Origin of the sequence: Paracoccus beibuensis, from assembly GCF_026162625.1 — a bacterium.
Lineage (GTDB): Bacteria > Pseudomonadota > Alphaproteobacteria > Rhodobacterales > Rhodobacteraceae > Paracoccus > Paracoccus beibuensis.
This window is the reverse complement of the sequence record NZ_JAOTBD010000028.1, coordinates 1-26,243: the sequence shown is the minus strand read 5'-3', so window position 1 is coordinate 26,243 and position 26,243 is coordinate 1. Positions and strand designations below refer to the sequence as shown.

The 26,243-nt window shown below is 63.2% G+C and carries 21 protein-coding genes and 5 pseudogenes; 11 read left to right on the top strand and 15 right to left on the bottom strand.

Annotated features, from left to right (window positions below):
- Positions 1-5 precede the first annotated feature (5 nt).
- The 6 genes and pseudogenes from OC159_RS15010 to OC159_RS14985 form a co-directional block, all read right to left on the bottom strand.
- Positions 6-890, bottom strand: coding sequence for a branched-chain amino acid ABC transporter permease (locus tag OC159_RS15010; RefSeq protein ID WP_265501982.1), 885 nt, complete (start codon positions 888-890; stop codon positions 6-8).
- Between the two features lie 52 nt (positions 891-942).
- Positions 943-2,142: an ABC transporter substrate-binding protein gene (locus OC159_RS15005; RefSeq protein ID WP_265501981.1), complete on the bottom strand. Its 1,200-nt coding sequence runs from the start codon at positions 2,140-2,142 to the stop codon at positions 943-945.
- A gap of 19 nt (positions 2,143-2,161) precedes the next feature.
- Positions 2,162-3,886, bottom strand: a complete 1,725-nt coding sequence (locus OC159_RS15000) for an acetolactate synthase catalytic subunit (protein WP_265501980.1) — start codon at positions 3,884-3,886, stop codon at positions 2,162-2,164.
- A gap of 4 nt (positions 3,887-3,890) precedes the next feature.
- Positions 3,891-4,901 carry an NAD(P)H-quinone oxidoreductase gene (locus tag OC159_RS14995; protein WP_265501979.1) on the bottom strand — a complete coding sequence of 337 codons (1,011 nt, stop codon included), beginning with the start codon at positions 4,899-4,901 and terminating at the stop codon, positions 3,891-3,893.
- A 5-nt stretch (positions 4,902-4,906) separates the two neighbouring features.
- Entirely contained in the window at positions 4,907-5,560 is a 654-nt protein-coding gene (locus OC159_RS14990) for a zinc-dependent alcohol dehydrogenase (RefSeq protein ID WP_265502003.1), read from the bottom strand.
- Positions 5,561-5,590: 30 nt separating this feature from the next.
- Positions 5,591-5,848: pseudogene (locus OC159_RS14985) on the bottom strand (alcohol dehydrogenase catalytic domain-containing protein); the annotation flags it as partial.
- On the opposite strand from OC159_RS14985, the gene OC159_RS14980 reads away from it, so the two are divergent.
- Positions 5,807-6,007 (top strand): hypothetical protein, encoded by a 201-nt coding sequence (locus OC159_RS14980; RefSeq protein WP_265502005.1) that lies wholly within the window; start codon positions 5,807-5,809, stop codon positions 6,005-6,007. The pseudogene OC159_RS14985 and the gene OC159_RS14980 sit on opposite strands and share 42 nt — an antisense overlap.
- A gap of 66 nt (positions 6,008-6,073) precedes the next feature.
- On the top strand, positions 6,074-6,748 hold the full coding sequence (locus tag OC159_RS14975) for a GntR family transcriptional regulator (protein WP_265501978.1): 675 nt from the start codon (positions 6,074-6,076) through the stop codon (positions 6,746-6,748).
- A gap of 94 nt (positions 6,749-6,842) precedes the next feature.
- On the opposite strand, the gene OC159_RS14970 is transcribed toward OC159_RS14975, so the two are convergent.
- Positions 6,843-9,659, bottom strand: a complete 2,817-nt coding sequence (locus tag OC159_RS14970; RefSeq protein ID WP_265501977.1) for an FAD-binding and (Fe-S)-binding domain-containing protein — start codon at positions 9,657-9,659, stop codon at positions 6,843-6,845.
- 62 nt (positions 9,660-9,721) lie between these two features.
- Between OC159_RS14970 and OC159_RS14965 the strand changes: the two genes are divergently transcribed.
- From OC159_RS14965 to OC159_RS14955, 3 genes and pseudogenes are all read left to right on the top strand, one after another.
- Positions 9,722-10,663 (top strand): LysR family transcriptional regulator, encoded by a 942-nt coding sequence (locus OC159_RS14965; protein ID WP_265501976.1) that lies wholly within the window; start codon positions 9,722-9,724, stop codon positions 10,661-10,663.
- A 22-nt stretch (positions 10,664-10,685) separates the two neighbouring features.
- Entirely contained in the window at positions 10,686-11,300 is a 615-nt protein-coding gene (locus OC159_RS14960; RefSeq protein WP_265501975.1) for a hypothetical protein, read from the top strand.
- A gap of 224 nt (positions 11,301-11,524) precedes the next feature.
- Positions 11,525-12,077: pseudogene (locus OC159_RS14955) on the top strand (recombinase family protein); the annotation flags it as partial.
- Between the two features lie 81 nt (positions 12,078-12,158).
- Here the strand turns inward: OC159_RS14955 and OC159_RS14950 are convergent.
- Positions 12,159-12,434, bottom strand: a pseudogene (locus OC159_RS14950) (transposase); the annotation flags it as partial.
- A gap of 108 nt (positions 12,435-12,542) precedes the next feature.
- Here OC159_RS14950 and OC159_RS14945 point away from each other — a divergent pair.
- Complete coding sequence (locus OC159_RS14945) at positions 12,543-13,886, top strand: IS1380 family transposase (RefSeq protein WP_265502002.1); 1,344 nt, start codon at positions 12,543-12,545, stop codon at positions 13,884-13,886.
- Positions 13,887-13,952: 66 nt separating this feature from the next.
- On the opposite strand, the gene OC159_RS14940 is transcribed toward OC159_RS14945, so the two are convergent.
- Positions 13,953-15,047: an IS256 family transposase gene (locus tag OC159_RS14940; protein ID WP_456095338.1), complete on the bottom strand. Its 1,095-nt coding sequence runs from the start codon at positions 15,045-15,047 to the stop codon at positions 13,953-13,955.
- Between the two features lie 126 nt (positions 15,048-15,173).
- Here OC159_RS14940 and OC159_RS14935 point away from each other — a divergent pair.
- The 4 genes and pseudogenes from OC159_RS14935 to repC form a co-directional block, all read left to right on the top strand.
- Positions 15,174-15,404 (top strand): annotated as a pseudogene (locus OC159_RS14935) (recombinase family protein); the annotation flags it as partial.
- A gap of 200 nt (positions 15,405-15,604) precedes the next feature.
- Entirely contained in the window at positions 15,605-16,798 is a 1,194-nt protein-coding gene (gene repA, locus OC159_RS14930) for a plasmid partitioning protein RepA (protein ID WP_265501974.1), read from the top strand.
- Between the two features lie 13 nt (positions 16,799-16,811).
- Entirely contained in the window at positions 16,812-17,714 is a 903-nt protein-coding gene (locus OC159_RS14925) for a ParB/RepB/Spo0J family partition protein (protein WP_265501973.1), read from the top strand.
- 212 nt (positions 17,715-17,926) lie between these two features.
- Positions 17,927-19,138 (top strand): plasmid replication protein RepC, encoded by a 1,212-nt coding sequence (gene repC / locus OC159_RS14920; protein WP_265501972.1) that lies wholly within the window; start codon positions 17,927-17,929, stop codon positions 19,136-19,138.
- Between the two features lie 233 nt (positions 19,139-19,371).
- Here the strand turns inward: repC and OC159_RS14915 are convergent, their stop codons facing one another.
- From OC159_RS14915 to OC159_RS14895, 5 genes are all read right to left on the bottom strand, one after another.
- Positions 19,372-19,653 carry a hypothetical protein gene (locus tag OC159_RS14915; RefSeq protein WP_265501971.1) on the bottom strand — a complete coding sequence of 94 codons (282 nt, stop codon included), beginning with the start codon at positions 19,651-19,653 and terminating at the stop codon, positions 19,372-19,374.
- Between the two features lie 1,068 nt (positions 19,654-20,721).
- Positions 20,722-21,030 (bottom strand): type II toxin-antitoxin system RelE/ParE family toxin, encoded by a 309-nt coding sequence (locus OC159_RS14910; protein ID WP_265501970.1) that lies wholly within the window; start codon positions 21,028-21,030, stop codon positions 20,722-20,724.
- Positions 21,027-21,278 (bottom strand): CopG family ribbon-helix-helix protein, encoded by a 252-nt coding sequence (locus tag OC159_RS14905; RefSeq protein WP_265501969.1) that lies wholly within the window; start codon positions 21,276-21,278, stop codon positions 21,027-21,029. The genes OC159_RS14910 and OC159_RS14905 overlap by 4 nt, the downstream gene beginning before the upstream one ends.
- Before the next feature lie 432 nt (positions 21,279-21,710).
- Positions 21,711-23,234, bottom strand: coding sequence for a Y-family DNA polymerase (locus OC159_RS14900; protein ID WP_265501968.1), 1,524 nt, complete (start codon positions 23,232-23,234; stop codon positions 21,711-21,713).
- Positions 23,167-23,910 (bottom strand): ImuA family protein, encoded by a 744-nt coding sequence (locus tag OC159_RS14895; RefSeq protein ID WP_265501967.1) that lies wholly within the window; start codon positions 23,908-23,910, stop codon positions 23,167-23,169. The genes OC159_RS14900 and OC159_RS14895 overlap by 68 nt, the downstream gene beginning before the upstream one ends.
- On the opposite strand from OC159_RS14895, the pseudogene OC159_RS20015 reads away from it, so the two are divergent.
- Positions 23,882-24,673, top strand: a pseudogene (locus OC159_RS20015) (metallophosphoesterase family protein). The gene OC159_RS14895 and the pseudogene OC159_RS20015 sit on opposite strands and share 29 nt — an antisense overlap.
- A gap of 298 nt (positions 24,674-24,971) precedes the next feature.
- Here the strand turns inward: OC159_RS20015 and OC159_RS14885 are convergent.
- Complete coding sequence (locus OC159_RS14885) at positions 24,972-25,943, bottom strand: IS481 family transposase (protein ID WP_265501966.1); 972 nt, start codon at positions 25,941-25,943, stop codon at positions 24,972-24,974.
- Positions 25,944-26,243: the final 300 nt, after the last annotated feature.

Here is a 26,243-nt window from a genome sequence, read left to right as displayed (position 1 = left end):
TTTCCTCAGGACAGATGCGAAAGGGTCATCCGCTTGCCGAACAGACCGGAAGGCTTCAGGATGAGGATGAGAAGGAAGATGCCAAAGACCACGGCCTCGCGCAGGTCCGAGCCGATGTAGAAGCCCGAAAGCGAATCCACGAGGCCGATGACCAGGGCGCCGAAGAACGCCCCCGGGATCGATCCCAGACCACCCAGGACCACGACCACAAAGGCTGTCAGCACGAAATACGTCCCGATATTGGACGAGGTCGGGTAAAGCGGCGCGATCAGCACGGCGGCCAATCCCACGCAGGCCGCCCCAAGGCCGAAGCTGAGGATATAGATGCGCGGTACGTTGACGCCCATCAGTTCGGCTGCGACGCGGTGCTGTGCCACGGCGCGGATGGCGCGGCCGGTCTGGCTGTTCTTCAGGAACAGTTGCAGTGCAGCGACGAGGATGATGGCGGCAATGAAGATGTAGAGCTGGCCGGACAGGACGCGCACCGGGCCGATCTCAATCGGAGTGCGCAGGCCGAAGTTCGGCGTGTTGGCGATATCCGCGCCGAAGATCAGCAGGGCAAGGTTTATCATCGCGGTCGAAAGACCAACGGTCGCAAAGATCTGGACATGATCGTCCTCGGCCGACATCAGGGGCTGGATCAGCACCCTCTGGGTCAGGGCGCCCAGAAGAAACATCATCGGGACGACGATGATGACGGATGCATAGGGATGAAGCCCCAGCCGTGTGGTAATCAGCCAGGTCACGAACATGCCCGCCATCAGGAATTCGCCGTGGGCGAAGTTCACCACTTTGACAATGCCGAAGATCAGCGTCAGGCCGATGGCGACAATTGCGAACAGCCCGCCAAGCATGAGGCCGTTCAAAAGGACTTGCAGAAAGGTCGTCATTACAGGCTTCCCCCGGAAAGGGGGGCGGCTGGAAGGGGCCGCCCCGGCATCATCATTCGGCGAAGCGCATTTCCGCGACCGCGGCGCCTTCGGGATAGACCGTGACCAGCTTGCCGTCCTGCCACTGCATACCCATCATGCTGGCCCGTTCGTTCTGGTTGGTTTCGTCGAACTTGATGCCATAGCCTGCGGCAGTCGTGCCCTCGGCCACATCGATGGCCTTGACGGCGGCGACGATCTGGTCGGGTTCGAAACCCTCGCTCTTGTCCAGCGCCTCAAGCACGGCCTTGGCGCCGACATAGTTGTTCAGCGAATGGCCCGAGCGCGGCTCGGTCCCGTATTTCGCCTTGTAGGCCTCGACAAACTTGTCGAGGCCCGGGGTTGCCTCCTGGTTCACCTCGAACTGGGTGAAGTCCACGTCATAGACGCCCTCGATCACGTCATGGCCCACCGCATCCGCCGTCGGCTGCATTGAATAACCGCCGCCGCCGCCGATGATCGCCAGCGGCTTGTAGCCCGCCTCGTTCGCCTGCTGGAGAAACAGGACCGAGTCATTCTGGTACGAGGTCTGCAGGACCACATCGACGCCCTTCTCGCGCAGCTCCAGCACCAGCGAGGACATGTCGACGGTGTTTGCCGGATAGCCCGACTTCAGCACCACGTTCAGGCCGGCATCCTTGGCATGCGCGTCCTGGTGGCCGGCGACCGAGGTGCCGTAGGACGAATCTTCATAGATGATGCCGATCTTCAGATCCTTCGGATCCTTGCCAAGGCCCGGGGCGATGGCGTTGGCCAGCATCTCGATCGAGTCCTTGCCCATGTTGGCCGCCGTCGGGTTGGTGCGGAACAGGTAGGTCAGGCCACGGCCCGTCACCTCGTCAGCGACCGCGCCCAGTTCGAAATAGGGCACCCCTGCCAGTTCGCTGACCTGCGAGGCCGCAATCACGCGGGCCGAGGAATAGGTGCCGAAGATCGCCTTCACGCCCACCAGCGAGATCAGGCGGCGCGCTTCGCCAGTCGCCTGGTTGTTGTCCACCGCATCACCGCGCTCAAGCACGACCTGCTCGCCCTGGATACCGCCGGCGGCGTTGATCTCGTCCACGGCCAGTTCCAGGCCGCGGGCGCTTTCCTCGCCCAGCAGGGCCAGCGGGCCGCTGATCGGGTAAAGCGAGCCGAACTTGACATCGGCGAAAGAGGGCGAGGCAAGGGCAAGACCCACGGCCGCGCTTGTCAGGAATTTCGTCAGTTTCATTACTCTCTCCCTGGTTGGTTCAGTAGTCCAGCGCCTGCTTGCCGGTGAAGCTGGTGACAGGCGGATAGGCGCGTTCGTCGGTCACGACGTCGATGACGGTCAGGACATTGGACGAAAGCGCCGTTTCAAGCGCGGCCGGAAGATCGGCCGGGTTGTCGATGCGGATCCCCTCAACGCCGCAGGCACGGGCGATCGCCGCGTGATCCACAGGCTGGAAATGCACCACATCGGTATGCGCGCCGAACAGCGTCAGCTCGGCATGTTTCTGATAACCAAGGATCTGGTTGTTCAGCACCACGACCACAACCGGTAGGTTCATCCGCTTCGAGGTCTCGATCTCGCCCCAGACATGGGCAAAGCCCCCGTCGCCGGTCAGGCAAACAACTGGCGCGTCGGGCTGCGCGGCCTTGGCGCCAAGGGCATAGGGTAGGCCCCAGCCAAGACCCGCCAGGCCGCGCGGCGTCAGCACGCGCTGGCCTGCCTTGCGGATGGTGATACCGTCGGCCACCCAGATCGAGGAATACGACGCATCCGCCACCACGATCGCTTCGGACGGGATCAGCCTGTCGATCTCGGCCACGACGCGCTCGGGGCGCAGGGGGCTTGCATCCGATGCGCGGCGCTCGTCACGCGCGGCTGCGCCCTTGGCCAGACCTTCGGCGATCTGTGCCTCGACGCCCGGACGGGCAGCGGCCCGCGCCGACAGGTCGGTGCCCTTCAACGCGGCTACCAGTGCCTCAAGCCCAAGACGCGCGTCGCCCACAAGGCGCAACGCCTCATAGTTGCGGCCGACCTCGTTGCCATCGATATCCAACTGGATAAAGCGCGCTCCTTCCGGGTAGAGCTTCCAGCTATCGGTGCCATTCTGGTTGGTGCGGTTGCCGACCAGCAGGACCACGTCAGCCTCGCGCACCATGGGCGAAAGTTCGGCCGCGCGGGCGCCGGGACCCATGAAATAGCCCGCGATGCCCAGCGTCAGCGGATGGGTTTCATCAACCGAACCCTTGCCCATGACTGTGGTCGCAACCGGGAAGCCCAAGTCCTGCAATTCCGCCAGCGCGGCATAAGCGCGCGCACTGTGGACGCCGCCACCGGCGATGACCAGCGGGCGTTCGGCCCCTGCCAGCAGGTTTGCAGCTTCGGCCACGCGCGCGGGATCGGGTGCTACCGGATCCAGCGGATAGCGGCCCAGCGACGCCTGGCGTGGCGTCCTGTTCACCCCTTCGCTCAGCTCGTCCAAGATATCCAGCGGCACCAGCAGCACGGCCGGACCCGCGCGCCCCGTCGCGGCAGCGGCAAAGGCCAGATCGACGTAATCCTCGATCCGCGAGATCTCGGTCACCCGGCGCACCCATTTGGCCACGCCACCGAACAGGGCCAAATGGTCAAGTTCCTGAAAGGCGTTCTTGTCGGTGTGCAGGCGGCTGACGTCCTGGACGATGGCGACAACCGGGATCGAGGCCTTCAGGGCTTCGGCCAGGCCCGGCACCAGCAGCGTTGCCGCTGGGCCGTTCTGCGCGGTGACGACCGCCACCTGGCCCGAGACACGGGCAAAGGCATCGGCCATGGCCGCTCCGCCGTTCTCGGTCCGGTAGCCGACCTGTCGGATGCCATAGTCGGGCGCGGCCAGGAAGAAGGCCGAGGGGATCGACTGGCCGAAGACCTGCGTGACGCCATGGCGCTCCAGCGCTCCTGCCAGAAGATGGGCGCCGCTCCGGTTCGAACGATGTGCTGCGTCTTTCATTATCTTATTCCTCGGTACAGGCGGAGGTTTTCAGGATGATCTTGCCCGTATGGGCCGACGCCTCGAGATGGGCATGCGCGGCCTGCACATCGGTCAGGTCAAAGACGGAATCGATGGCCGGTCGGGCACCCTTTTCCATGATCAGCGGGATGACCTCGGCCTCGACCGCGCGGGCCAGCGCGGCCTTCATCGGGATCGGCCGCGCCCGCAGGGTCGAGCCGCTCAGCGTCAGCCGCTTGAACAGCAATGGCCCCATGTCCATGTCCGCGCGCGCGCCCTGCTGGAAGGCGATCTGGGCGATGCGGCCGTCGTCGGCCACCAGCTCAAGGTTGCGTTGCATGTAGCTACCGCCGACCATGTCCACGACCACCTCGGGGCCGCGGCCATCGGTGAGGGCACGGCCCTCGGCCACGAAATCCTGCGTGCGGTAGTTGATCGAGGCCGACGCGCCAAGCGCGACCGAGGCCGCGCATTTCTCGTCCGAGCCGCAGGTGGTAATCATTCGCGCGCCGATTGCGCGGGCCAGCAGCGTCGCGGTAACGCCGATGCCCGAGGTGCCGCCATGCAGCAGCACGGTTTCGCCCGCCTTCAGGTTGGCGCGCTGAAACAGGTTGCTCCAGACGGTGAAATAGGTTTCGGGGATGCCGGCGGCTTCGATCATCGACAAGCCGGCCGGGACGGGGATGCAGACATCGGCTTGGACCACAGCTTCCTCGGCATAAGCGCCGCCCGCGACCAACGCCATTACGCGGTCGCCGGGCTGAAAGCGGGTCACGTCGGGGGCGGTCTCGACCACCTCGCCCGCCAGTTCCAGTCCCAGCACATCGGTCACGCCAGGCGGCGGCGGGTAGTTTCCGGCGCGCTGCATCGCGTCGGGGCGGTTCACCCCGGCCGCGTGAACGCGCACGCGCATCTCGCCCGACTTCAGCGCGGGTAAATCTCGTCGCACCAGTACAAGCACCTGGGGACCGCCTGCGCGGGGCGCAATGACGGACAAAGTCCCGGCTTCAAACATTTTCCTCAACCTCCCCAGGGAAAAAGCATCACCTTCAGCGCCGCGCCCTTTCGGGCTAGCGCGAACCCATCCTCGGCCTGCCCCAGCGGCAGCCGGTGGGTAATCATCCGGGCGTAAAGCGCGGGGTCCGCGGCCAGGCGCGCGATCGCCTCGGCGAAACCCCGCGGTGTCGAATCATGCGCGCCGCGCAACTGTTTCTTGCCGCGCACAAGCTGGTTCAGGTCCAGCGACAGCTGTTCGGCATGGATGCCGACAACGGTCAGCACGCCCCCCGGGCGCAGAATTGCAAGCCCCTCGGCCACGCTGGCCGGACGCCCCGTTGCCTCAAGGACGACATCCGGCGCGACGTTGAAATGGTCCTGCACGGCCTCGGCCAGCTTGACCTGCGCCAGATCGGCAACCGCCGAAATGCCCATGTCGCACGCCAGCGCCAGCCGCGCATCGTCGCGAAAGCCCGCCAGCAGCACATTGGCGCCGCGGGCACAGGCAACCAGCGCAATCCCCATGCCAATGGGTCCGGGACCAAGGACGACCACCCGGTCGCCTGGCGCGACCTCTGCCACATCGACCGCGTTGATCGAAACTGCCAGCGGTTCGGTCAATGCCGCCACGTCCAGCGGCAGGGCCGCGGGCAGCGGCAGCGCGTTCGCCGCTGGCATCCGCACGCTTTCGGCAAAGCCCCCGTCGCGGTGCAGGCCAATGATGCGGCGTGCCTCGCATCCGCCCGGACGCCCGGCGCGGCAGGTGGCACATGTGCCGCAGGTCACCGTGGGCCAACAGACAATACTGTCCCCCACGGAAACTTCGGTAACATCGGGTGCAACGGATGCGACGACTCCTGAAAATTCATGCCCCAGCGTCAGGGGCAGAAAGGGCGCCATGAAACCATAGGACGGATCCCAGGCATGGGCATGCAGATCGCTGCCGCAAATCCCGACCGCCTGCACATCCACCCGGATTTCACCAGCGGCGAGCGGTTCTGGCAGTTCAATGTTGGCCAGTTCGGCCCCAGGGCCGGGTATGTTTTTGCGCAGCGCAAGCATGTAACCCTCCATTGGTGCAACTGCCTCCTCACAGCTAGCATGCACCATCAGTTACCGTTATAAGCCACATGTTATAACGGCGAGTCAATTGCAATCCGTCGTCCTGGCGGCAACCGAGCAGAGGGAAGTTTGGAACCAACAGCAAGCGAGTGGATAAAACCGATCCAAAGGCAAAGCCTCAGCGAGCTTGCCTATACCAGCCTGCGCGAAGCCCTAATGGAGGGGCGAATGAAGCCGGGGGATGAATTGCCTCTAAGGCCGATCTCGAGAAGCTTCGGGATCAGCGCGACCCCCATGCGAGAGGCCCTCCTACGCCTGGTCACGGAACATGCGCTGGAAATGGACGGCCGCGGCCGGATCTCGGTTCCGCATCTGACGCGTGCGACATTGATCGAGGTCCGCAAGATCCGCGGCTTCCTGGAAGGCAACGCCGCACGCCAGGCCGCCATTGCCGCTTCGCCCGAGGCGGTTGACGCGCTGGAACAGATCCATGTCGATCTTGGAACAGCCCAGGACCAGGGCGACTTTTCGCGCGCCATCGGTCTGAATACCAAGTTCCACCTGAAACTGTGCGAGATCGCGGGCCTGCCCGTGACCCATGAGGTGGTGTCGAACCTGTGGGTCCGCTGCGGCCCGCTGTTGTCGCATCTCTACGACGCGGGCCTGCCGCCGAACTGGGATCCGCACCCTCATCTGCGCATCGTCAAGGCGATCCGCGGCAAAGATCCCGAAGGCGCCTATCAAGCGCTGAACATGGACATCGAAGGGGGCGGCGCGGGGCTTCTGGCCCATGTCTGCGATTAGGCGCCAGCCGGGACGCATCCTGCGGCCTTCAAGCCGCATGGATCGGTGACGCAAAGCGCAGGCCGGCCGGGATGCCCGCACATCCACCCCGCCGCTATCCACGCAGCGTGTCGGCGATCATCCCCAGCGGATGGCGCAGGCCCTTGCCACTGAACCGCTCGGCCTGGCAGCGGCAGGAAAACCCGGTGGCAAGGACCGGCGCCCCGCCTTCGACATGAGCGCGCCATGACATGTCGTAAAGTTTGCGCGACATGGCCTGATGGCGTTCCTGATGCCCGAAAAGCCCCGCCATGCCGCAGCAGCCCGAGGCGGCAGGCGCGGCCTTCATCCCGATAGCCGCAAAGACCTGCGCCCAGAGCGCGCCCGCGTTCGGCAGCGCGGTCTGTTCGGTGCAGTGCGACAGGATCCGCGCCGCGGCTTTGCCCTGCACCTGCACCTGCGGGAAACGCCGCCCCGCCGCAATCTCGGCCGCCAGGAATTCCTGCGCCAGCATCACAGGCGGCGGCGTCAAGCCGGCCTTGGGATAGTCTTGGCGCAGCATCATGACAAGGGCTGGATCCAGCCCGATCATCGGCAGGCCGGTGGCGGCGCCCTTTTGCAGCGCCGCGACCTGCCGTCCGGCCATGCGCCGAAAAGCGGATTCCGCACCCATGTTCTGCGCGGCCTTGCCTGCGGGCCGCATCGCCACCAGCAACGGGTGATAGCCAAGGGCGCTGAAGCCCGCGATGGCATCCTGCACGACCTTGGCATCGAACAAGGCGGTGAACCAGTCCTGCCACAGCAGCACCGCGTTCTCGGGCAGCGGCCGGTCCAGATCGGCCAGCCGCACGCGATGCGCGGCTGCGACCGGGCGGGCCAGATGGGCGGGCATGTCAACGGTCTTCAACGCGCGCTCGGCCAGCCGCCGTGCCAGCGGCCAGACAGGTCGCAGCAGCGGGGAAAGGGTGACGGCCAGCGGGCTGAGCCGTTCTGCCGCCAGCACCAGCCGATCGGACAGCGGCCGCGCATTGCGGCTATAGTGATCGGCATAGAACGCCGCCCGCATCGATGGGATATCGACCTGCACGGGGCAACTGGAGGCGCAGGCCTTGCAGCCAAGGCAGGTGTCCAGCGCCGCCATCAGATCGTTCTCGGGCGCGGGCTGTCCCGTATCGCGGGCGACCTTCCAGGCCCGCAGCGCGTCGGCCCGTCCTTTTGGCGAATGACGTAGGTCGCCTGTAGCCTTGAACGAGGGACACATCGGCACCGCCGCCTGATAGCCGAGGCATTGCGCGTTCCCGTTGCAGCGGAAAGCCTTTTCCAGCGGGTCGCCAAGCCTTGCGTTGAAGGGCCGGAAGGGCGTCGTCGCAATCCCCATGAGCGGGCGGTCCAGCGTGACCAGCTTGCCGGGGTTGAACCGCTCGGCGGGATCAAAGGCGCGCTTGACGGATTGCAGCGCGGCATAGGCACCCGGCCCGATCCATTCGGGCAGATAGGCACCCCTGACCCCCTTGCCATGTTCGCCCCAGAAGATGCCGCCGTATTTCCGCGTCAGCGCGAAAACCGCATCCGAAACCGCGACCAGCTTGGTCCGGTCGGTCGTTTGGTCGATGTTCAGCGCCGGGCGGATGTGCAGGCAGCCGACATCCACATGGCCATAGATGCCAAAGCCCAACCCATTGTCCTTCAGCACTTGCAGGAAATCATCGACGAAGGCGGGCAGGTTTTCGGGCGGGACCACGCAATCCTCGACAAAGGCGATGGGGCGCGCGGGACCGTCCACCTTGCCCAGAAGCCCTACCCCGGCGGAACGGATCGCCCAAAGCTCGCGGATCTCGGCCGGGTCGCGGGCCTGGTGCAGGGCGATCTGGCCCGGAAGGCTGCGCAGCCGCTCCAGGCAGGTGGTGATGCGGGCCTGCATCTCGGCTGCGTCATGGCCGTTGAACTCGATGAAGACATAGGCGACCGGGCCTTCGGGGCGCAGGCTTTCGGGCAGGCGGGCCAGGATGCCCGCGTCCTGCGCAATGCGCTGGACCCATTCGTCCATCACCTCGATCGCGGTCGGATCGTCCGCCAGCAGCGGCGTCGCCGCAGCCAGCGCATCGCGGAAACAGGCGAAACCAGCAACGATCAGGCGCTTTTCCGGCTCGATCCGGCGCAGCTTGATGCGGATGCGGGTGATCGGTCCCAGCGTGCCCTCGGCCCCCAGGAACAGCCGCCACCATTCGAATCCGCCCGCCTCGGGACAGGCGCGTTCAAGATCATAGCCGGTGAAGCGGCGGTTGAGGCGCGGGGTCGCGTCGATGAAGGCGGCCCGCCCCTGTCGCGCGGCATCCTCGGCCGCGGCCAGCATCGGCGCGGCCCAGTCCGCCGCAGGCGCAAGGCTGGACAAAAGCCCTTGCGGACGCGCGATCTCCAAACCTAGGATGTTGTCCGAGGTCTTGCCATAGACCCGTGACCCCTTGCCCGAGGCATCGGTCGAAACCATGCCGCCGATGGTACAACGCGTCGAGGTAGAGGTTTCTGGCGCAAAGAACCAGCCGTGCGGGCGCAACGTGTCGTTCAGCGCGTCCAGTACCACACCCGGTTCGACATCGGCCCAGCCTTCGGTCGCGTTGATCTCCAGCACCCGGTTCATGTGCCGTCGCATGTCCAGGATCAGCCCTCGGTTCAGGCTTTGCCCGTTCGTTCCGGTGCCGCCCCCGCGTGCCGTCAGCGCGACATCGGCAAATGCAGGGGCCTCCAGCACCGCCAATGCGCGCACCACATCCTGTCCGTCACGGGGCGCCGCGACTAGGTCGGGAGTGATCTGATAGACCGAATTGTCGGTGGACATGGCGGCGCGCAGGGCGTGGTCAGTCTCGATCTCTCCCTGGAAACAGGCGGCACGCAGGGCATCGGTCAGTGATTGGCTGGGTGGACTGTCAAGCATGGCGGCCTTTCGGGCTTTTTCCTGTTGAAGCACGAAAGGGATGTTCATAAAAATAGAATGTAATGAAGATAAATTCTAGGAACACGAATCTGAACCTGCGTCATCTGCGCGCCCTTCATGCCATCCGGGCTGAAGGGTCGTTTGGCCGCGCAGCCGACAGACTGGGCGTCGTGCCCTCAGCCCTGACCGAGACCATCCGCCAGCTTGAAGAAAGCGCAGGCGTGCCGTTGTTCGACCGCCGCATGCGCCCGCCACAATTGACCCAGGCTGGTCTGGAGTTTCTGGACGACACCCGCCCCGCCCTGGAGGCGCTGGACCGTGCGCTGGAACGGTTGCAGGAAAATGCGGATCTGGGTCGTGGGCGGCTGGCGCTTGGCGCCTCGCCCTCGACCATCGGGGATCTGGTCGCGCCCGCGCTGCGCCGCTTTCGCGCCGATCATCCGGCGATCGCGGTGCGCCTGCACGACGGTCCGGCCGAGGCTCTGGCGCGGATGGTCGCGGATGGCGACCTTGACCTGGCAATCGCGGGTTACGCCAGTTCCTCCCCGATGTTGGAAATCCGAGAAATTGCGCGCGACCCCTTTGGCCTTGTGGTTCCCGTGGACCATCCGCTGGCCCGGCAGGGCCGTCCGCCCCGGCTGGCCGAGATCGACCCCTCCACGTTGATCCACCTGGACGAAGGCACGGGCACCGCCCGCCTGCTGGCCGATGCCCCCGACCTGCCCCCGGCTCTGAAAAGCGGGCCGTTGCGCGTTGCCTCGACCTTCGGACAGCTTTGCCTGATCCGCGCAAGCATGGGGGTCGGGCTGCTTCCGCAAAAGGCGGCCCTGCTGTTCGACGATCCACGGGTGGTGTTCCTCAGGGTCGCGGACCTGCGGCTTCAGCGGCGGATCTCGATGATCTGGCCGGCGCGGCGGGCGCTGTCGCATGCGGCGGTGCGATTCATGGCGCTGTGCGAGACGATGCTGGGGGCCTTGCCGGAAAATCACGCAGAGGTGGAGTAGCCAGCACCAAAGCTTCGGCTTCATGTGCACGTCGCTGCCGCCCGAAAAACAAGCAGACCTGCCGCATTGCCAGTTCACGAACCAGGATGGTTTCATATCCCTTGGAGCGCGATCCTCCTGCTGGAGCCTCAGCTATGAACACCTCCTCGCGGCTGACACGGTCCGGATCTCGCTTGGGGCCCCTTGGCCGACGTTTCCCGCTTGGCTTGCCGGGCTTGCGGTTTGTCGCCTTTTCCATGCCGGACGATTTGAACGGCGGTCGGGGCGGCAGGTTCTTCAAGCGCGCGATCTCGTCGAGCAAGTCCTGGTTCTCAACCTGCAGGGTAGCACGAGCCATTTCGGTCTTCTCGAGCTCATCCCGCAGCTCGGCCACCTGCGCCTCGAGGGCTCCAAGCCGCTGCGACAGATCGACAACGAGCCGGCGCAGGGCGTCGGACGGCAACGTCTCAGATCCATCGTCCGAAAGCGGGCCCATGCCCTATGGAATCAGACATCTGCCACAGGCGCAACGATCATGCCCGAAAATCTGCCCCAGTTATCCCCCATGCCCCTGTCTAAAACTATCAACCAGGCAAGTGATCTTACCCTAATGTCCGCAAATTTTTTCTATAATGAGGATTACTGGCACGCCTTCTAGAGTAGGCTACAAAATATCAAAGACCTCCCTGACGGCGTTAGCGACGTCGGGGACAAGCCAGTGGCCAACGGCCTGTAAATAGCTGGAGCAGTCAGGAAATGCTGAATCCTTGGGCTAACCGGACCTAGCGACACTTGCTGCGGACGCATCTTCAAACGACCGTTTTCTTGTGCCTTTGTTTTGTGTATGAACGCTCTACTAGCAGTGCATCCCGGAGCCCATCCATGCCCCTGATGGGCTATGCCTGCGTCGCGATCGGGGAGCGGACCCCCCTGCCCCAATCAGAGGCCTAGAGTCAGCAGGCTGCGCCGAGTTCCACGAGGAGCAAGTCTCGGGCGGAAACCGTGCGCGGCCGGTACTGGTGCGACTGCTTGAACAGATCGGCAATGGCAATACGCTGGTAGTGGTGCGCACCGACCTCCTTGCGCGGTGGCTGTCGCGTCTGCACGAAATAATCAAGCAACTGCGACGCGCAGGGGCTTTCTTCCGATTGCTACAGGACCCGATCGATACCTCATCTCCGTAGGGGCAAGTTCATCCTGTAGGTTCTAGGTGCCGCTGCCGCGTTCGAGCGCGTCCTGATCGGGGAATGGACCAAGGCTGGTCTCTCCAGCGTGTACCAAAGGTCGCGTTGGCGGAAACTCGTGCCTGCGCGCCTGTGACCCAGCTGCGTTGCGCAAGATGCGGCTGGCACTATAGGACGGCTACATGGACCGATTGAATGAGACGGCACAGGACTGGGTGTCGCAGGTGCGCCGTCTATGGCTCGATATGGCTTAGGAAGACGTGCTGCGCATCGTCAACGATCCTCTCCGCGAGGCGCGGGAGCTATGGATAAATTTGGGTGACGCGACTTGATCAGGCGGCGCGGCTTTGGCTGGCATCGTCAGCGACGACGCCGTCGGTAAATCTGATGCCTTCAATGACGCGTGGCAACTGGTTTGTGCCGTTGAGCTTGCGCCACTTCTTCGATGCGGCCCGGACCAGGGTGAAGACCATCAGCTTTGCGGTTTTCTGCGACAGTGCGCCCTTGGTGCGGACAGTGCGATGTCGGACGGTGGCAAAGACACTTTCAATGGGGTTCGAGGTGCGCAGATGCTCCCAGTGTTCGGCCGGGAAGTCGTAAAATGCTAGCCCGAATAATTCAAGAGAAGGCGGCGGAGGTAGCGTAACCGACTGAAAACGTCGTATGTTTTGGTTGCTGATGCCAAACATGCAGTTTTCAGGAGGACGACCTCCGCCATGGGCCAATCTACGTGCTCTACGCCCCGTCTGTCACCCCTCAACGGCAAGCCGATCCTGGTTGGATTTGACGGCGCCGACATGAGCTCCGACGCCGGGCTGGCCCTGCTGCGCGAGATCGAGCGCAAGGCGGGCCTGGCGCAGCGGCTCGCCGATTGCCTGCACGACCCGCGTGACCCGGCGAAAGTCCAGCACCGCCTGTGCGACATCATCCGTTTCCGGATCATGATGATCGGGGCGGGGTATGAAGATGGCAATGACGCGACCGCCCTGCGGCATGATCCCAGCTTCAGGATCGCGCTGGAGCGTGGCCCGGAAACAGGGCCAGCCCTGTCCTCTCAGCCGACGATCTCGCGCATGGAAAACCTGCCCGACGCCCGCGCCCTGATCCGCATGGGCCGCGAAATGGTCCGGTTCTACTGCCAGTCCTTTGCGCGTGCGCCCAGCCAGATCGTGCTCGACATCGATGACACATTCGATGCGGTGCATGGTCACCAGCAGCTTCGCCTGTTCAACGCCTTCTACGATGAGTATGGCTTTCAGCCCATCGTCGTCTTCGATGGCGAAGGCCGGCTCGTCGGGACATTGCTGCGCCCGGCCCGCCGCCCCAAGGGGGCCGAGAGCGCGGCCCATATCCGCCGGTTGATCCGGCAGATCGCCAAGTATTGGCCCAAAACAGAAATCCTGCTGCGTGCCGACAGCCATTACTGCACACCGCAGGTTCTGGACCAGTGTGACAGGCTCGGGCTGCGCTATATCTTTGGCCTCTCAAAGAACGGCCGTCTGGCGCAGACCATCTCGGCCCTGGAGGCGTCGACGGCGGCGCGCTACGCCCGCACGCCGGGTCCGACGCTTCGCCGGTTCAAAACCTTCTCCTACGCGGCCCGGTCGTGGTCGAAGCCGCGACGTGTCATTGCCCGCGTCGAAGTTGGACCCCTGGGCCGGGACACCCGCTACATCGTCACCAATCTCGAGGGGGGCCGCGGCAAGCATCTTTACGAGAAGCTCTATTCCGCTCGCGGCCAGGCCGAGAACCACATCAAGGCATGGAAGACCCATCTCGCATCAGACCGAACATCATGCTCGAAGGCGAACGCCAACCAGATGCGTTTGATGCTGCACGGCTGCGCCTATTGGCTCTGGTGGAAGCTCCGTGCAGCTTGCCCGAAGCGCTCACCGTGGCGCCGCGCCCAGTTCGACACACTGCGCCTGCACCTCGTCAAACTGGCGGCCACCATCGTCGAGAAGAAGACCCGGATCATCGTCACGCTGCCGGCATCGTGCCCCCGGCAAGAATTGCTACGCTTCCTCTTCGGTGCCCTCGCACCACCAGGACCGGCCTGACGCAAGCGCCCCCGCACGACATGAAACATCAACCCGCATAACCCAGAACAAGCGACCGACCGGACCTCACAACCCGGACGCGGCATCCGCCTGTGCAGAAACTTCATCCAATCCCAAAATCAGCCAGCCGACCGCCAAAATCTGAACCTGGTGAATAATGGCGGCTAGCAAGGCCTCGTTGTCCTTGGTCAGGCAGGAGACGCCACGCTGGTATTTGGCGGCGTATTTTTCCTTGAAGATCTCGATGGCCGCCAATGCCGAGGCGCGGGTTGCGGCATGGGAGATCTCGCGCAGATCGGCGTTGACAGCGGGCTGCATGGATTTGGGGAAGCAATTGAGCACATTCGCCATCTTGTGAAACCAACACCGTTGATGGCGGGTGCCAGGAAAGACCTCATCCATGGCCTTCCAGAAGCCCAAGGCGCCATCGCCGACAGCCAGTTCCGGCGGCACGGCAAGGCCGCGGGCCTTGAGATCGACCAGCAGCTCGCGCCAGCTTTGCGCGCTCTCGCGCGCCCCGACCTGGAAACCGACGAGTTCCTTCTTTCCTTCGGGTGTAGCCCCGAGGACCACCAGCATGCACTCGGCTTGCGGCTCCATACGGGCCTGAAGGTAGACGCCGTCGGCCCAGATGTAGACATAGCGGCGCGCCGACAGGTCGCGGCGCTGCCAGCGGTCGTAATCCTGCTGCCAACCTGCCGTCAGCCGCGAGATCACACCGGGTGACAGGTTCGGGGCATCCGGTCCCAGCAGCGCCGTCAGCGCCTCCCGGAAGTCGCCCATGGACACGCCACGCAGGTAAAGCACTGGCAGCAGCGCATCGAGGCTGCGGGAGCGCCGCGCCCACCTCGGCAGGATGTTGGAGGTGAACCGGATCCTCTTCTCCGCCTCAACAGCGGCACGGTCGCGCACCTTGTGCCGTCTCACGGCGAGTGGCCCGATCCCCGTTTGGATCGTCCGCTCCGGCCCGGTCCCGTGATGGACGACGCGCTGACGGCCATCGGGCAGCCGCTCGTCCGCAAAGCGGGCAACAAAGTTGGCCGCCTCGGCCTTCAGTGCGGCGGCCAGCATCTGGCGTGCGCCCTCACGGGCAATCTCGGTCAGCGGGTCAAGGGTCGAACCAGGCTGGTGAAGCGGGGTGATCGTGGTATCGTCGTTCATGGCGTATCGCTCCTTCGGGAGGTTCTGGCAGGCTTCGACACCCGCCACGATACGCCGCCTTCTCAGGCCCCATCACCCATTTTCAGCCATAGCCCGAGGCGCGGCGCTCGACCGTAAAGCTGTCACTTGCGCGCAATGAACGTCTATGTTTCGCAACGGCTTTCTGCTCGCCGAGGTGCTGGCCCGCGCCGGGCACCGCGAAACGGACAACCGCCCGCCGCCATCGTCGCGGCCATTGAAGGCGCAAACCCCGAGATCACGCTTTAGGCCATCTGTACACGGCTGGAGGCGATGCAGGTGCGCGCACCCCGCGGTCGGACAAGCTCGCAATCGCCTTCCGTGAAGTTGCTGCTGTAGTGGGCCGAGAGACTGGGGTTGCTCGATTGAGGTCTGGCCAGGCGAAGAGAAGCTCGACCTGCAGCCTCTACTATCCCTACCCTAATGGCACGTTAGTCACATAATCTGAAAAAACCTTGCACGAATCTGAACAGTCAGGCAATAGTCTCGAAAGATAACGCGCGGTCACATAAAAATCGCGCCCACGGATCGATCAGATTATGACCGAGACAGACAAAGACCTAGACGTCGCAATCGGCCACTACGCCGAGCTTCTCGCGTCGAATCTGCACGCACAGCGCGCAGCACACTTTCCGCCTGACGCGAAGAAGGTGATGCGCAGCCTGACAAGCGGTGAGGCGGCCGAGCTCCTCGGTGTTGATCATACATACCTTCGCAAACTTCATCGCGAAGGCAAGATCACGGATGTCGAGACGACAGCCGGTAGCCACCGACGCTATACCCTCGACGATGTTTGGGAAATCAGACAGAGCCTTGAGGCCAATGCCAAGAAGCCGGGCACCTATGTTCCTGGTCGTCGCAACGGCGACGAGTTGCAGGTCATTTCCGTGGTGAACTTCAAAGGGGGCAGCGGCAAGACTACGACATCGGCCCACCTTGCACAGAGACTTGCATTTAAGGGCTACCGGGTGCTGGCTATCGACTTGGATCCGCAGGCGTCGCTGTCCGCGCTGCATGGGATTCAGCCTGAACTGGACCTTATGGAAGGTGGCACGCTCTACGATGCGGTCCGCTATGACGATCCTGTCTTGGTGTCCGAGGTCATCAGGAGGACCTACATCCGTGGGCTAGACCTTATCCCGGGTAACCTTGAACTCATGGAGTTCGAGCATGAGACACCGGCAGCGATCCAGAGTGGCGGAGCGCGCGCCTTCTTCGCGAGAGTACGTGACGCCCTCGACAGTGTCGAAAGCAACTACGATGTCGTCGTGATCGACTGCCCTCCGCAACTAGGCTTCCTGACCATGTCAGCCCTCTCCGCGTCGTCGGGGGTCCTGGTTACGGTGCACCCGCAGATGCTAGACCTCATGTCCATGTCGCAGTTCCTGCGCATGACGGCGGACCTGCTTGGTGTAATCCGGGACGCGGGTGCCAACCTGCGATTTGATTGGCTGCGTTTCCTGCCGACCCGCTATAAGGTGGGCGATGCCCCGCAAACCGAGGTCATCGCGTTCATCCGCAGTCTCTTCGGGCGTTCGGTGCTGACCAACCACATGGTCGAGTCGACGGCCATCTCGGATGCCGGACTAACTAAGCAGACCTTGTATGAGGCAGACAAGAAGGACTTCACGCGCCAGACCTTCGATCGTGCCATTGACTCCATGAATGCCGTCAACGACGAAATCGCTGCGATCATCCAAAGCACATGGGGACGCAATGGCAAGAAAGCCTAAACTGGGACTGCCCTTGCAGACCTTGCGCAACGCCCCCGATGCGCTTGAGGGACGCAGGCTACGGGGTGGCGTGTTCGAGATAGAGCCTGACCAAGTCGAAACTTCGGGCAGGCTGGATGATCGTCTTCAAATCGAGATCGCTGGACTGAAGGCATCAATCTCCAGAAGTGGTCAACGGGTTCCAATTTTAGTGCGACCCCTCGAAGGGGATCGCTACAGTCTCATCTACGGTCGACGTCGGCTTGAGGCTTGCCGAGATCTTGGGATCAAGGTCCGTGCAATCGTCACCGAAATGGACGGGGATCAGGCGCTCAGAGATCAGCTTCTCGAGAACCAAGAACGGCAAGACCTGAGCTTCATCGAACGCGCCTTGGTCGCTGCCGCATTGCTGAATGGCGATCACCTGGGAGAGACGGAACGCACCAACAAGGGTGTCGCGGAGGTTCTAGGACTCACCGAAGCCGGTGTCTCGCAGCTATTAAGCGTTGTCCGCGCAGTTGGTGAGGATCTCGTCCTAGCGATCGGAGCTGCTCCTGGTATCGGCCGGCCTCGGTGGGAAGAACTCAAGAAGGCATTGGGCGATGGGTCTGTGGATCGAGAGCGCCTTGTGGCATTGGCGACAAAGGCCAAGTCCTCTCATGGTGGCGGGCCTGACGAGAAGTCTGATGCCGCATTTTTGGAGGTCCTGAGAACTGCGGCTCGGGCAGAGCGGCCCGTCCGACCACCGAATTCCCGGCGCGAGCCCAATGTAGTCATTCCTGGTGTGGGTGCTGCAACAGTAACAACGGGGCTTCGCGGCCGACAGCTCAAGCTCGAGTTGAAGGCTGAGAACGATGATTTTGTCAGCTGGCTGAAGGGCCACGCCCCCCAGCTCATCGCCGAGCTTCACGAGCGCTGGAAGCGCGAGGAAGACTGAAGAAGAGCAACAACTAAAGAGGAGGCACGTGATAGGCAGAAAAGAAAAAGGCCCCGAGAAGCAAGCTTCACGAGACCTTTCTTAGGTTTCGAACAGGACCAGCCCGCTACAAAACTCAGTTTTCGCACCTCTGAATGTAGCGATCTGACCCCATTCCGCAAGCGCAAAGCGATTCGCGGGCCAAAGAAATTTTGCCTTCGTGAACTAAAATCATGGAGTACACACCAATCTCGCCGTTTATGCGGCCGATCTCGCGCGCCCATCTGCGCGTGGTCGAGCAACCAGAGGCATCTGTTCCGGTCAGACCCGTCAACAAGTGGGAGCTCTTGCGCGATCTGTCAAAGGCGCAAGTGACCTTTGGAATCACAGAACGTGATCTGACCGTCCTTCAAGGTCTTCTCAGCTTCTTCCCGGACGATACGCTTGGCGGGAATGTCGAAATGGTAGTTTTTCCCTCCAACAAGGCGATCTGCGAGCGCCTGAACGGAATGCCGTCCTCAACAATGCGTCGCCACCTTGGCCGGCTAGTCGAAGCTGGACTGCTCCAGCGGCGCGACAGCCCCAACGGGAAGCGCTACGTCCGCAAGCACGGCGAAGAGCGTGTCGCCTTTGGCTTCGATCTCTCCCCGCTCTACTGCCTGGCAGAAGAAGTTGCGCGCGCCGCAGAGGCCGTGCGTGAGGCTGAGGACCGCGTCAGGCGCATGAGAGAGGTAGTAAGCCTCATGCGCCGCGATCTCGCCGCCCTGGCGGAGTTCGGTGAAGAGATTCAGCCGGGGATTGAGCTCTGGAATCAGCTTCGCGATACTGCCGTTCTTACAACTCGCGCACTCCGCCGCAAGCTTTCGCTTGAGGACCTCTCGGTCCATCGTGCTGACCTCGAAGCTCTTCTTGACCATGCGCGGAACTTCATCGATGGCCCTGATACAGAAGAAATGAACACCAATGCTGCTCGATTTGAGCGCCACCATCTGAATTCAAATAAAGAATCTATTGACCTTGAACCTGCCGTGGAAGAAGGCGGGGCGTCTGGTGTTGCACCTGATGCAGATACGACTAATTTTAGTGCTGATGTGGCTGAACGAGATACCAGGCAGGTTCCAAAGCTCCCGCTCCATTTGGTGATTGCGGCATGCCCGTCGCTCAAGACCTTCTACCAAGGCGATATCCGGCACTGGCACCAGCTTTTCCAAGCTGCCTGCCATGTGCGGCCTGCTATGGGAATCAGTACTTCCGCTTGGGACGAGGCGCTGCGGTTCATGGGGCCGGAGCAGGCGTCGATTGTCGTCGCCGCCATACTTGAACGCTTTGCTGATATCCGATCTCCTGGCGGCTATCTCCGTGCGCTGACATCTAAGGCGGCAGCCGGCGGGTTCTCTTGTGGGCCGATGATTATGGCGCTGATGTCTCGGCGAAGTGCGGCATAACAGCTGTTAAGTTCAAGATCACTCGAGTTGGAAGCGCTTAACAGCTGTAAAGTCATCCGTCGGCAGGTCACCGGACCAAGAGAGGGAAAGAACTGACGGTTAAGGGATGACGGTATGTGAGATCAGGAGAGTAAATCTTGGCGCCGTTGTGGAGAAGATCTGATGACAAAAGTAATTCAGAATGCGTCCCCGTCCCTTTCACAGGACACTCCTTTCGACAAACTCGTGCTGACTCAGTCCAATATCTGCCCATCAGAGCGGACATTTCGGTCGAGGAACTGGCCAAAGACATCGCACGTCGCGGGCTCCTGCAGAGCCTGGATGCCCGACTCGTGCTCGATGACAATGGCGTCGAGACCGGCCACAAAAAAACTCTCGGCTGAAGACCGGCGGTTTAAGGTACTGTCGCTACCCGTAAAGCAGAAGCGGCTAGCAAAGACCACGCCGATCCTCAGCATCATGCGAGATGCCGCATCCGGAAACCTGTCGTAGGACGACTTGCTGGCCGAGAACATGCAGCGCGTTGTCCTACACTCGCTCGACCACTCCCGCGTTTTGCAATCCCGCATCAGAAAAGTCAGGGCGAGGAAGCAATCGCGTCAGCTTCCTTCCTAGCGCCGCAGATCGTCAAGCCGCGCCTCGAATTCGCCGCTGCGGTCCCTGCCCTGCTCGAGGTCTATGACGAAGATAGCATGACACTAGAACACTTGCTGGCCTTCTCAGTAAATTCGGATCATGCCCGCCGGGCACAGATTTGAGATGCGGTGAGCAACTCCTAGAGCAAGGAGCCCTACACCGGGCAGCGGACGCTGACTCAAGCCTCGGTCCGGCTGTCCAACGGCCGCGCGGTTTTCGTTAGCGTCAATGCCTATGAGGCTGTACGTGGTGTCGTGTTGCACAATCTCCTGGCGAAGACGGTGGCTGGCTTAAGGACCCTGCCCTGCTTGACCGGCTAGTGGCAGAAAAACGGTAGGCCAAGCCGAAGCGACTGTTGCCAAAGGCTGGAGGGGGACTGAGGTGGCAACCTACTTGTTTCACGCTACAGCCATGATCTGTGGCCTCTAGCCACTAATCCAGTGCCGATGGACGATCAGGAAGGCGCTGCCCGTGCGGTGATGCTCGCCAAGTTACGTGCATTGGAAAAGGGATGTTCCAGTTTGGACGAATACCCCAAGGAGGTCGATGCCCCGTTCGGTCTACTCTGATGTTGATAGAGACACCCGAGCAACGGGCCTTGATCTTCGACTTGGCCGAGGTCGTGTCCGTGTGTTGTCGTGATATCGGATGAGAATTGACCCTTGCGATCGTACGCGCCTGTGTCCAGCCCGCGAATGAACTGCGCGAGGAGGCCACAGAGCAGCATCTCGATAGCACGGAAGCCATGGGGCAGGGGATAGGTGTTGGGGGTTGCGACTGGCAGCCTACGGCGATCTCTGTGGGCGGCACTGTCTTCACCTCAAGTGGTTAGCCGATTGGTGCTGACCTGTCCGAGATGAGATAAGGCCGTGCTGAAGCCGCTGCCGAGCGGCTAGTCATGGAACTAACTGCCCAGCGGATGTAGCTGCGAGCTTTTTGAACTTCGCCTAGCTGATACTGATCCGCTCACGCAATACCTTCGCTAAATCGCGGGACGTGTGGAATACCGCCAGTATCGTCACCGTCTCTGCACTCACCTCGTAGACGATCAGATAGGGCAGACCGGAAACGCTGAGTTCGCGTGTTTCGGGATGGCGACCAGGGCGCCCGAGGGCAGGGAACTGAGACAGTTTCCGCGCTGCCTCCACGATCCCGCGATAAACCCCCTCTGCAGCAGTAGGATTATCCAGGGCGATGTAGTCCACGATCCCCTCAAGGTCGCGTGCCGCTGGTGCAGCAATGACCAGGTTCTTCAACGCGACCAGCCGTGTTTCGCCGCAATCCCATCGAAGACCTCATCGGCAGGCATGACCCTGCCTTCGCGCGCCGCCGTGATCCCGGCTGCGATGCGCTCCATCTGCCAGGCATTGGCTTCCAAATACTGCTCAATCGCTTGATTGACGATGTAGTTGCGGGAACGATCCATCGCGCTTGCCAAGGCGTCGATCTCTGAAACCTTGGCCGTGCGGATGGTAATCGGCTCGGATACAGAGCGCTGTGGCATTATGTGCTCCTTTGTAGTCACCTGTAATCATAATCGATGCTGCAGCTAATGCAAGCATCTAGCGCATCGGATTGGTTGCATTCACTATATCAGGTCAGTCTTAGCCTCGCTCATGCCACGTCCTGGCCTCATGCCTGAGGAGGTATCAAAAGATATGACAATGAAGTAAGCGCGACATGAGCGTGCTCTGCAGCAGTGAACGCTTTCCTCCCTCTCTACACCTGCCACGCGGCGCTGCCGTCAGGCGTCTCTCTGCCCTTCGCGACTTCAGGTCGTTTTGCCCGGCGCGCGGCATTTCTCACCGAAAAGCCCCGCAGAAAGAAGAACCGTGAGGTCACCTGCAATTCGGCATAACGTGGGCCGGTCATGGTCGAGCCTGCCTGGCTTAAAGAGGCGTCTGAACTGGCAAAGCCTGATCACGCGAGGTCTCGCTTATCCGAAGACCCCGTGCAGGAACCAGCGGTGACTGCCGGTTTCGGCATGCTCGCCGTCACCGGCCCGGAACACCCACAAACGCTCCCCCGCCTCGTCCTCGATGCGGAAGTAGTCCCGCACTGCGATCATCTCGGCATCGCGCTTCCACCATTCACCGAAGACCCGCTCGGGACCATCGGCCCGGCGCACCTTGCGGCTGATGCCGCGCCAGATGATCCAGACCGGCGGATGGTCGGGCAAGAGCGCCACCGTCTCAATCGGTTCGGGCCGGGGTAGCAGGCGGGAAGGCCGTGGCCAGTGATCAGGCCAGCCGGCACCGACGGGATCAGACAAGGGCGCGATGCGGATAACGGAGCGCTCCGGCACGTCGCTTGGCACAGGGGCCATACGGTAGACACCGCGCGCGCCGACGCGGTTCGCCAGCACATCAACTAGGCCGGAGAGCTCCGAGGCAGGGGCCTCCAGCAGGGAGCTGGCCATCTGCTGGGCCTCGAGCGGTTCGACCATCACCGCCGTGAGCGACAGGATCTCGATGCCGTAGCCCGGCGAGATGGTCTCGATCCGCTCGCAGAGGAGCCGCGTCAGCCGCTGGGGGTCGCGCTGCGGCCTGGCCAGACCCACGCGCACGGTCTGGACATGGGCATCGACGCGCCAGCACAGCAGGTCGAGCCTGCGGGCGCCTAGGCCCCTTGCCTCGAGCGCCACGCACAAGGCCTGCACCAGCTTGCCGATGTAGCGGGCGATGGTCTCGGCAGCGGCGATCGGTTCGGCAAAGCTGCGGCGCACCTCGACGAGGCTGTCGGGGCGCAAGGGCTCGATCGGCTCGGCAGCACGGCCAAGTGCCTGGTCCAGCCTGCGGCAAAGCTCTGACCCGAAGCGCCGGGTCAGCGGCGCGCGGGGCTGATGGAGCAGATCACCGATGCAGGCAAAGCCGAGCGTACGCAGGCTGGCGAGCATGGCTGGCGGCAGGCGCAGCGCTGAGAGGGGCAGGGGAGCCAGCAGCGTCTCGGCGGTCCCCACCTCGGCCAGATGCACCGGATTGGCCTGATGCCGGGCCAAGGCATGGGCGGCCCCCCAGGTATCGGCAATGGCGGCGCGTGCCGTGACGCCCGACATCACCAGCCGACCGATCAGCGTCTCCAGCAGGGCGTCTTCGCCGCCATGGAGGTGATCGGCACCCGTGGAGTCGACAACGAGCCCGTCGGGCGGATCGACCGCCACGATCGGCGAGACCCGCTGCAGCACCCAGAGCGCCAGCCGCTCCAGCGAGGCGGCGTCGGCGGTAGGATCATGAGGCAGCACCTGTAGCCCCGGCACCAGCGCCTGTGCCTTGCTGACCGGCATGCCGGCAGAGAGGCCGAGGTCTTGCGCCAGGGCACAGGCCGCTGTCACCAGCCGCCGGTTGCCCACGCGACTCGCCAGAACCAGGGGCGCCTCGGGCGAGGCGGTGGTCTCAGGCGCCTGCCGCTTGAGCCGGTCGATCGGCCAGAGCGGCAGGAAAACCGAGATGACCCGTGCCATCGCATGCCTCCAGTTCAAGATCGAGGGACTCGCCCGCCCGTGCCCGGATCAGTTCGATGAGCCATCGGGCGCGGCCGACGCCGGGAACGGGCAGAGGCGTCGAGGGCAGGACCGAGACGCGCCAACGGGTCATCGCCGCTGTGGGCTGCCCGAAGTCATAGGCCTCCTGCTGGCGCCGCCAGCGTCTGAGCGCGATGCCGGTCGTGCCCGAGCCCTTGGCCGCCAGGTGCAGGCGGCGAGAAGCAGTCATCGAGAGCCGCGCGACATCGGCCACAACCGCCCCAAGACCGCCATGGCGCAGGCCTTCCTCCATGCAGGCCAGCACCGAGACATCATCGCCCGCCTCCACATAGATAACCCGGTCGGGGCCAAGGCCCGCCTGTTCCAACCCCGGCGCGAAGAGGTCCGCCTGCGACACGCACCTCAGCACCTGACCTGGCAGACGCGCGACGATGCCCGCGGCAAAGCAGGAGGCTGCCGCCCCGTCCACCGCACCGTTGCCGCCACCTGCGACCTCATGCAGGCAGCCGAGCGCCAGGCCGCCACCGGGCAGCCGGCGATCCAAGTCCGGCACGCCGAAAGGCAGCACGCCACGCGCAGGTCCGCCATCGCCTTCCATCTGCGCGATCTGCTCGCGCAAGGCGGCAATGGCGGGATTGAAGGACCGGGCAGGCATGACCAGAAAGGCTCCGAGACAGTTGGGAACAAACAGAATCGTTCTTGTTTTGTTCCATCACAGCAGAACCTGTCAATCCGGGGCAAGGCAGTCTTCTGGGGATATCTCGTCCGCCTGGTTGCGTTATGCTGCTGAGAACCGCAAAGTCTGCGATGTGCTGGTGCGGACGGCTTTTCATCCCAGCATGTTGTTGTGGCGACCGTCGCAGCGCCATCGCCGTCACGTTGCCGGACTGACGCGCGACGGGAATGCGATGACCAACAGGAACTGCCCCATGCAACCACTCATCCAGCCATCTCCCGGGCCGCGCATTGGCGTCATCTCCGACACCCATGGTCTGCTCCGCCCCGAGGCGCTGGAGGCTCTTGAAGGCGTCGAGCGCATCCTGCACGCGGGCGATATCGGCGATCCGGGCCATCTTGACGCTCTGGCGCGCATTGCCCCGGTGACGGCGATCCGCGGCAACATCGACCGCGGCCCCTGAGCCGAGGCCTTGCCCAAAACGGTGAGCCTCACGATTGGAGGTCTGCGGATCCACATGATCCATGACCGCAAGGCTTTGCAGGCCGATCCGAGAGCCGAGGGGTGGGACGTCGTGATCTCGGGCCACTCCCACCAGCCCGGCATCGAGGAAACCGGCAGCACCCTCTGGCTGAACCCCGGCGCAGCCGGCCCGCGCCGCTTCCGCCTGCCGGTCACGCTGGCTTTCCTGTGGGAAGAGGCAGGCCGGCCCCGTACATTGATCCACCCCTTGCCTGTCTGACCTGCTTGCGCCCGGACATGGCCAGCTAGGTCGTCAGCCCTCGTGCCTCATCCGAGCGCAGGCGGCCCTTTGCTGACGGTTAGGCTCTGCTGGCGCTGCAGTGCAGCCTCCTGAAACCAGCCGTTCATGCTTACCGCAGCGATCTCAGCGGGGGGCTGTCTCCGATGCGGACGAAGCGGACAGTCGCTCCATCTGCGGCGAAAGTTTTACAGTTTCTGCATTATCGATACGGAAGGGCGAGAGCGGTCGTTCGTCGGGCCCAAGATCTACGGTTTTATACTCAATCCACCAGATGCCGCTACTTGTCACATCCCGCGAGATTGTAGACGCGTTTCCTGAACAGCTCGGGTCTGTGACGTTGCCAGTCCTTGAGAGCGCCGATGGGTGTTCGGGCGTTCAGGGCTGATTGCGGGAACTGCGTGTTGTAGAGGTGGACATATCGCAGGATGGTCTGCTCCAGGTCCTCGCCGCTGTGGAAGCGATGGCTCTGCAGGACATCCTCTATCCGGCCGTTGAAGCGCTCGACCATTCCGTTGGTCTGCGGGTGCATCGGGGGCGCGAGGCGGTGCTCGATGCCAAGTTCGGCGCAGAGCAGGTCGAACTCGTGCTGGCCGGTGGCAGCGCGCTTGCGCAGGCCGAACAGGCGGTCGGTGAAAGCCTTGCCGTTGTCCGTCAGCACGCGGGTGATCTTCATCGGTGCGGCACGCTCAAGGTCGCGCAGGAAACGACGCGCGTTGGCCGCGGTCTGCGCCGGGTAGATGCGCACAAAGACCCATCGGGTCGCCCGGTCGATGGCCACGAAGAGATAGCGGCGGCGATCCTCGTCGGCCATCTGCGGCAGATACTTGATGTCGATGTGCAGGTAACCGGGCTCATAGGCCTTGAAGCTGCCGTGCGCGGGCTTCGGCTCCCAGGGCTTCAACGCCTGCAGGTTTCCCACCCCATGGCGACGCAGGCAGCGGTCGAGGCCCGAACGCGAGACGTGCGGATTGAGGAACTCGCGCACGACCGCGAGCAGGTCGTCGAGCGGTAAGAGAAGCGCCCTTCGCAGCGCCACCGCGACGGCCTCCTGGGCAGGCGTCAATGTCGTCTGAAGCCGGTGCGGCGTGTGGCTGCGGTCGTGGACGTCATCGCGGCTGCGCCACTTCCACACCGTCTGCTCGGAGATCCCGTAGCGCTCTGCCACCAGCCATGCCGGTTCGCTGCTCGCCTGGATCGCGGTGCGGATCTTTGGCGTCGTGGTCGCCTGCTTGTGCAGAGAAATCAGCATCCTCCCACCCCCTCCCGAACCTCGCGCAGGATCGACCTTGCCATGAAAAAGGAAGACCGGCGAGGGTCTATGTGATCATCCGGGATGGAACAGCTACTGAACAAGACTTATGCAGCTTAAGAATATGTGATACTTTCGAGTCATTTGATCCCAACAGGGACCAGTTTGATGAAGTCCGTCTGACCTGCCCCCCGTTGGTCCCTCGGTCATAACGAGAGTCTGCCGGTTTGAGATTGGTAGTCGGCGGATCGTTTCAGGGCAAGCGCGCCGGGCGCGGAGCCCTCGGGTAGCGCAAGCGTC

Bases quoted from the DNA above. Each gene is read 5' to 3' on its own strand.
- OC159_RS15010 (WP_265501982.1), bottom strand. From the start codon at position 890: ATGACGACCTTTCTGCAAGTCCTTTTGAACGGCCTCATGCTTGGCGGG.
- OC159_RS15005 (WP_265501981.1), bottom strand. From the start codon at position 2,142: ATGAAACTGACGAAATTCCTGACAAGCGCGGCCGTGGGTCTTGCCCTT.
- OC159_RS15000 (WP_265501980.1), bottom strand. From the start codon at position 3,886: ATGAAAGACGCAGCACATCGTTCGAACCGGAGCGGCGCCCATCTTCTG.
- OC159_RS14995 (WP_265501979.1), bottom strand. From the start codon at position 4,901: ATGTTTGAAGCCGGGACTTTGTCCGTCATTGCGCCCCGCGCAGGCGGT.
- OC159_RS14990 (WP_265502003.1), bottom strand. From the start codon at position 5,560: ATGCCAGCGGCGAACGCGCTGCCGCTGCCCGCGGCCCTGCCGCTGGAC.
- OC159_RS14980 (WP_265502005.1), top strand. From the start codon at position 5,807: ATGGGCATGCAGATCGCTGCCGCAAATCCCGACCGCCTGCACATCCAC.
- OC159_RS14970 (WP_265501977.1), bottom strand. From the start codon at position 9,659: ATGCTTGACAGTCCACCCAGCCAATCACTGACCGATGCCCTGCGTGCC.
- OC159_RS14965 (WP_265501976.1), top strand. From the start codon at position 9,722: ATGAAGATAAATTCTAGGAACACGAATCTGAACCTGCGTCATCTGCGC.
- OC159_RS14960 (WP_265501975.1), top strand. From the start codon at position 10,686: ATGTGCACGTCGCTGCCGCCCGAAAAACAAGCAGACCTGCCGCATTGC.
- OC159_RS14945 (WP_265502002.1), top strand. From the start codon at position 12,543: ATGGGCCAATCTACGTGCTCTACGCCCCGTCTGTCACCCCTCAACGGC.
- OC159_RS14940 (WP_456095338.1), bottom strand. From the start codon at position 15,047: ATGAACGACGATACCACGATCACCCCGCTTCACCAGCCTGGTTCGACC.
- repA (WP_265501974.1), top strand. From the start codon at position 15,605: ATGACCGAGACAGACAAAGACCTAGACGTCGCAATCGGCCACTACGCC.
- repC (WP_265501972.1), top strand. From the start codon at position 17,927: ATGGAGTACACACCAATCTCGCCGTTTATGCGGCCGATCTCGCGCGCC.
- OC159_RS14915 (WP_265501971.1), bottom strand. From the start codon at position 19,653: ATGTTCTCGGCCAGCAAGTCGTCCTACGACAGGTTTCCGGATGCGGCA.
- OC159_RS14905 (WP_265501969.1), bottom strand. From the start codon at position 21,278: ATGCCACAGCGCTCTGTATCCGAGCCGATTACCATCCGCACGGCCAAG.
- OC159_RS14900 (WP_265501968.1), bottom strand. From the start codon at position 23,234: ATGGCACGGGTCATCTCGGTTTTCCTGCCGCTCTGGCCGATCGACCGG.
- OC159_RS14895 (WP_265501967.1), bottom strand. From the start codon at position 23,910: ATGCCTGCCCGGTCCTTCAATCCCGCCATTGCCGCCTTGCGCGAGCAG.
- OC159_RS14885 (WP_265501966.1), bottom strand. From the start codon at position 25,943: ATGCTGATTTCTCTGCACAAGCAGGCGACCACGACGCCAAAGATCCGC.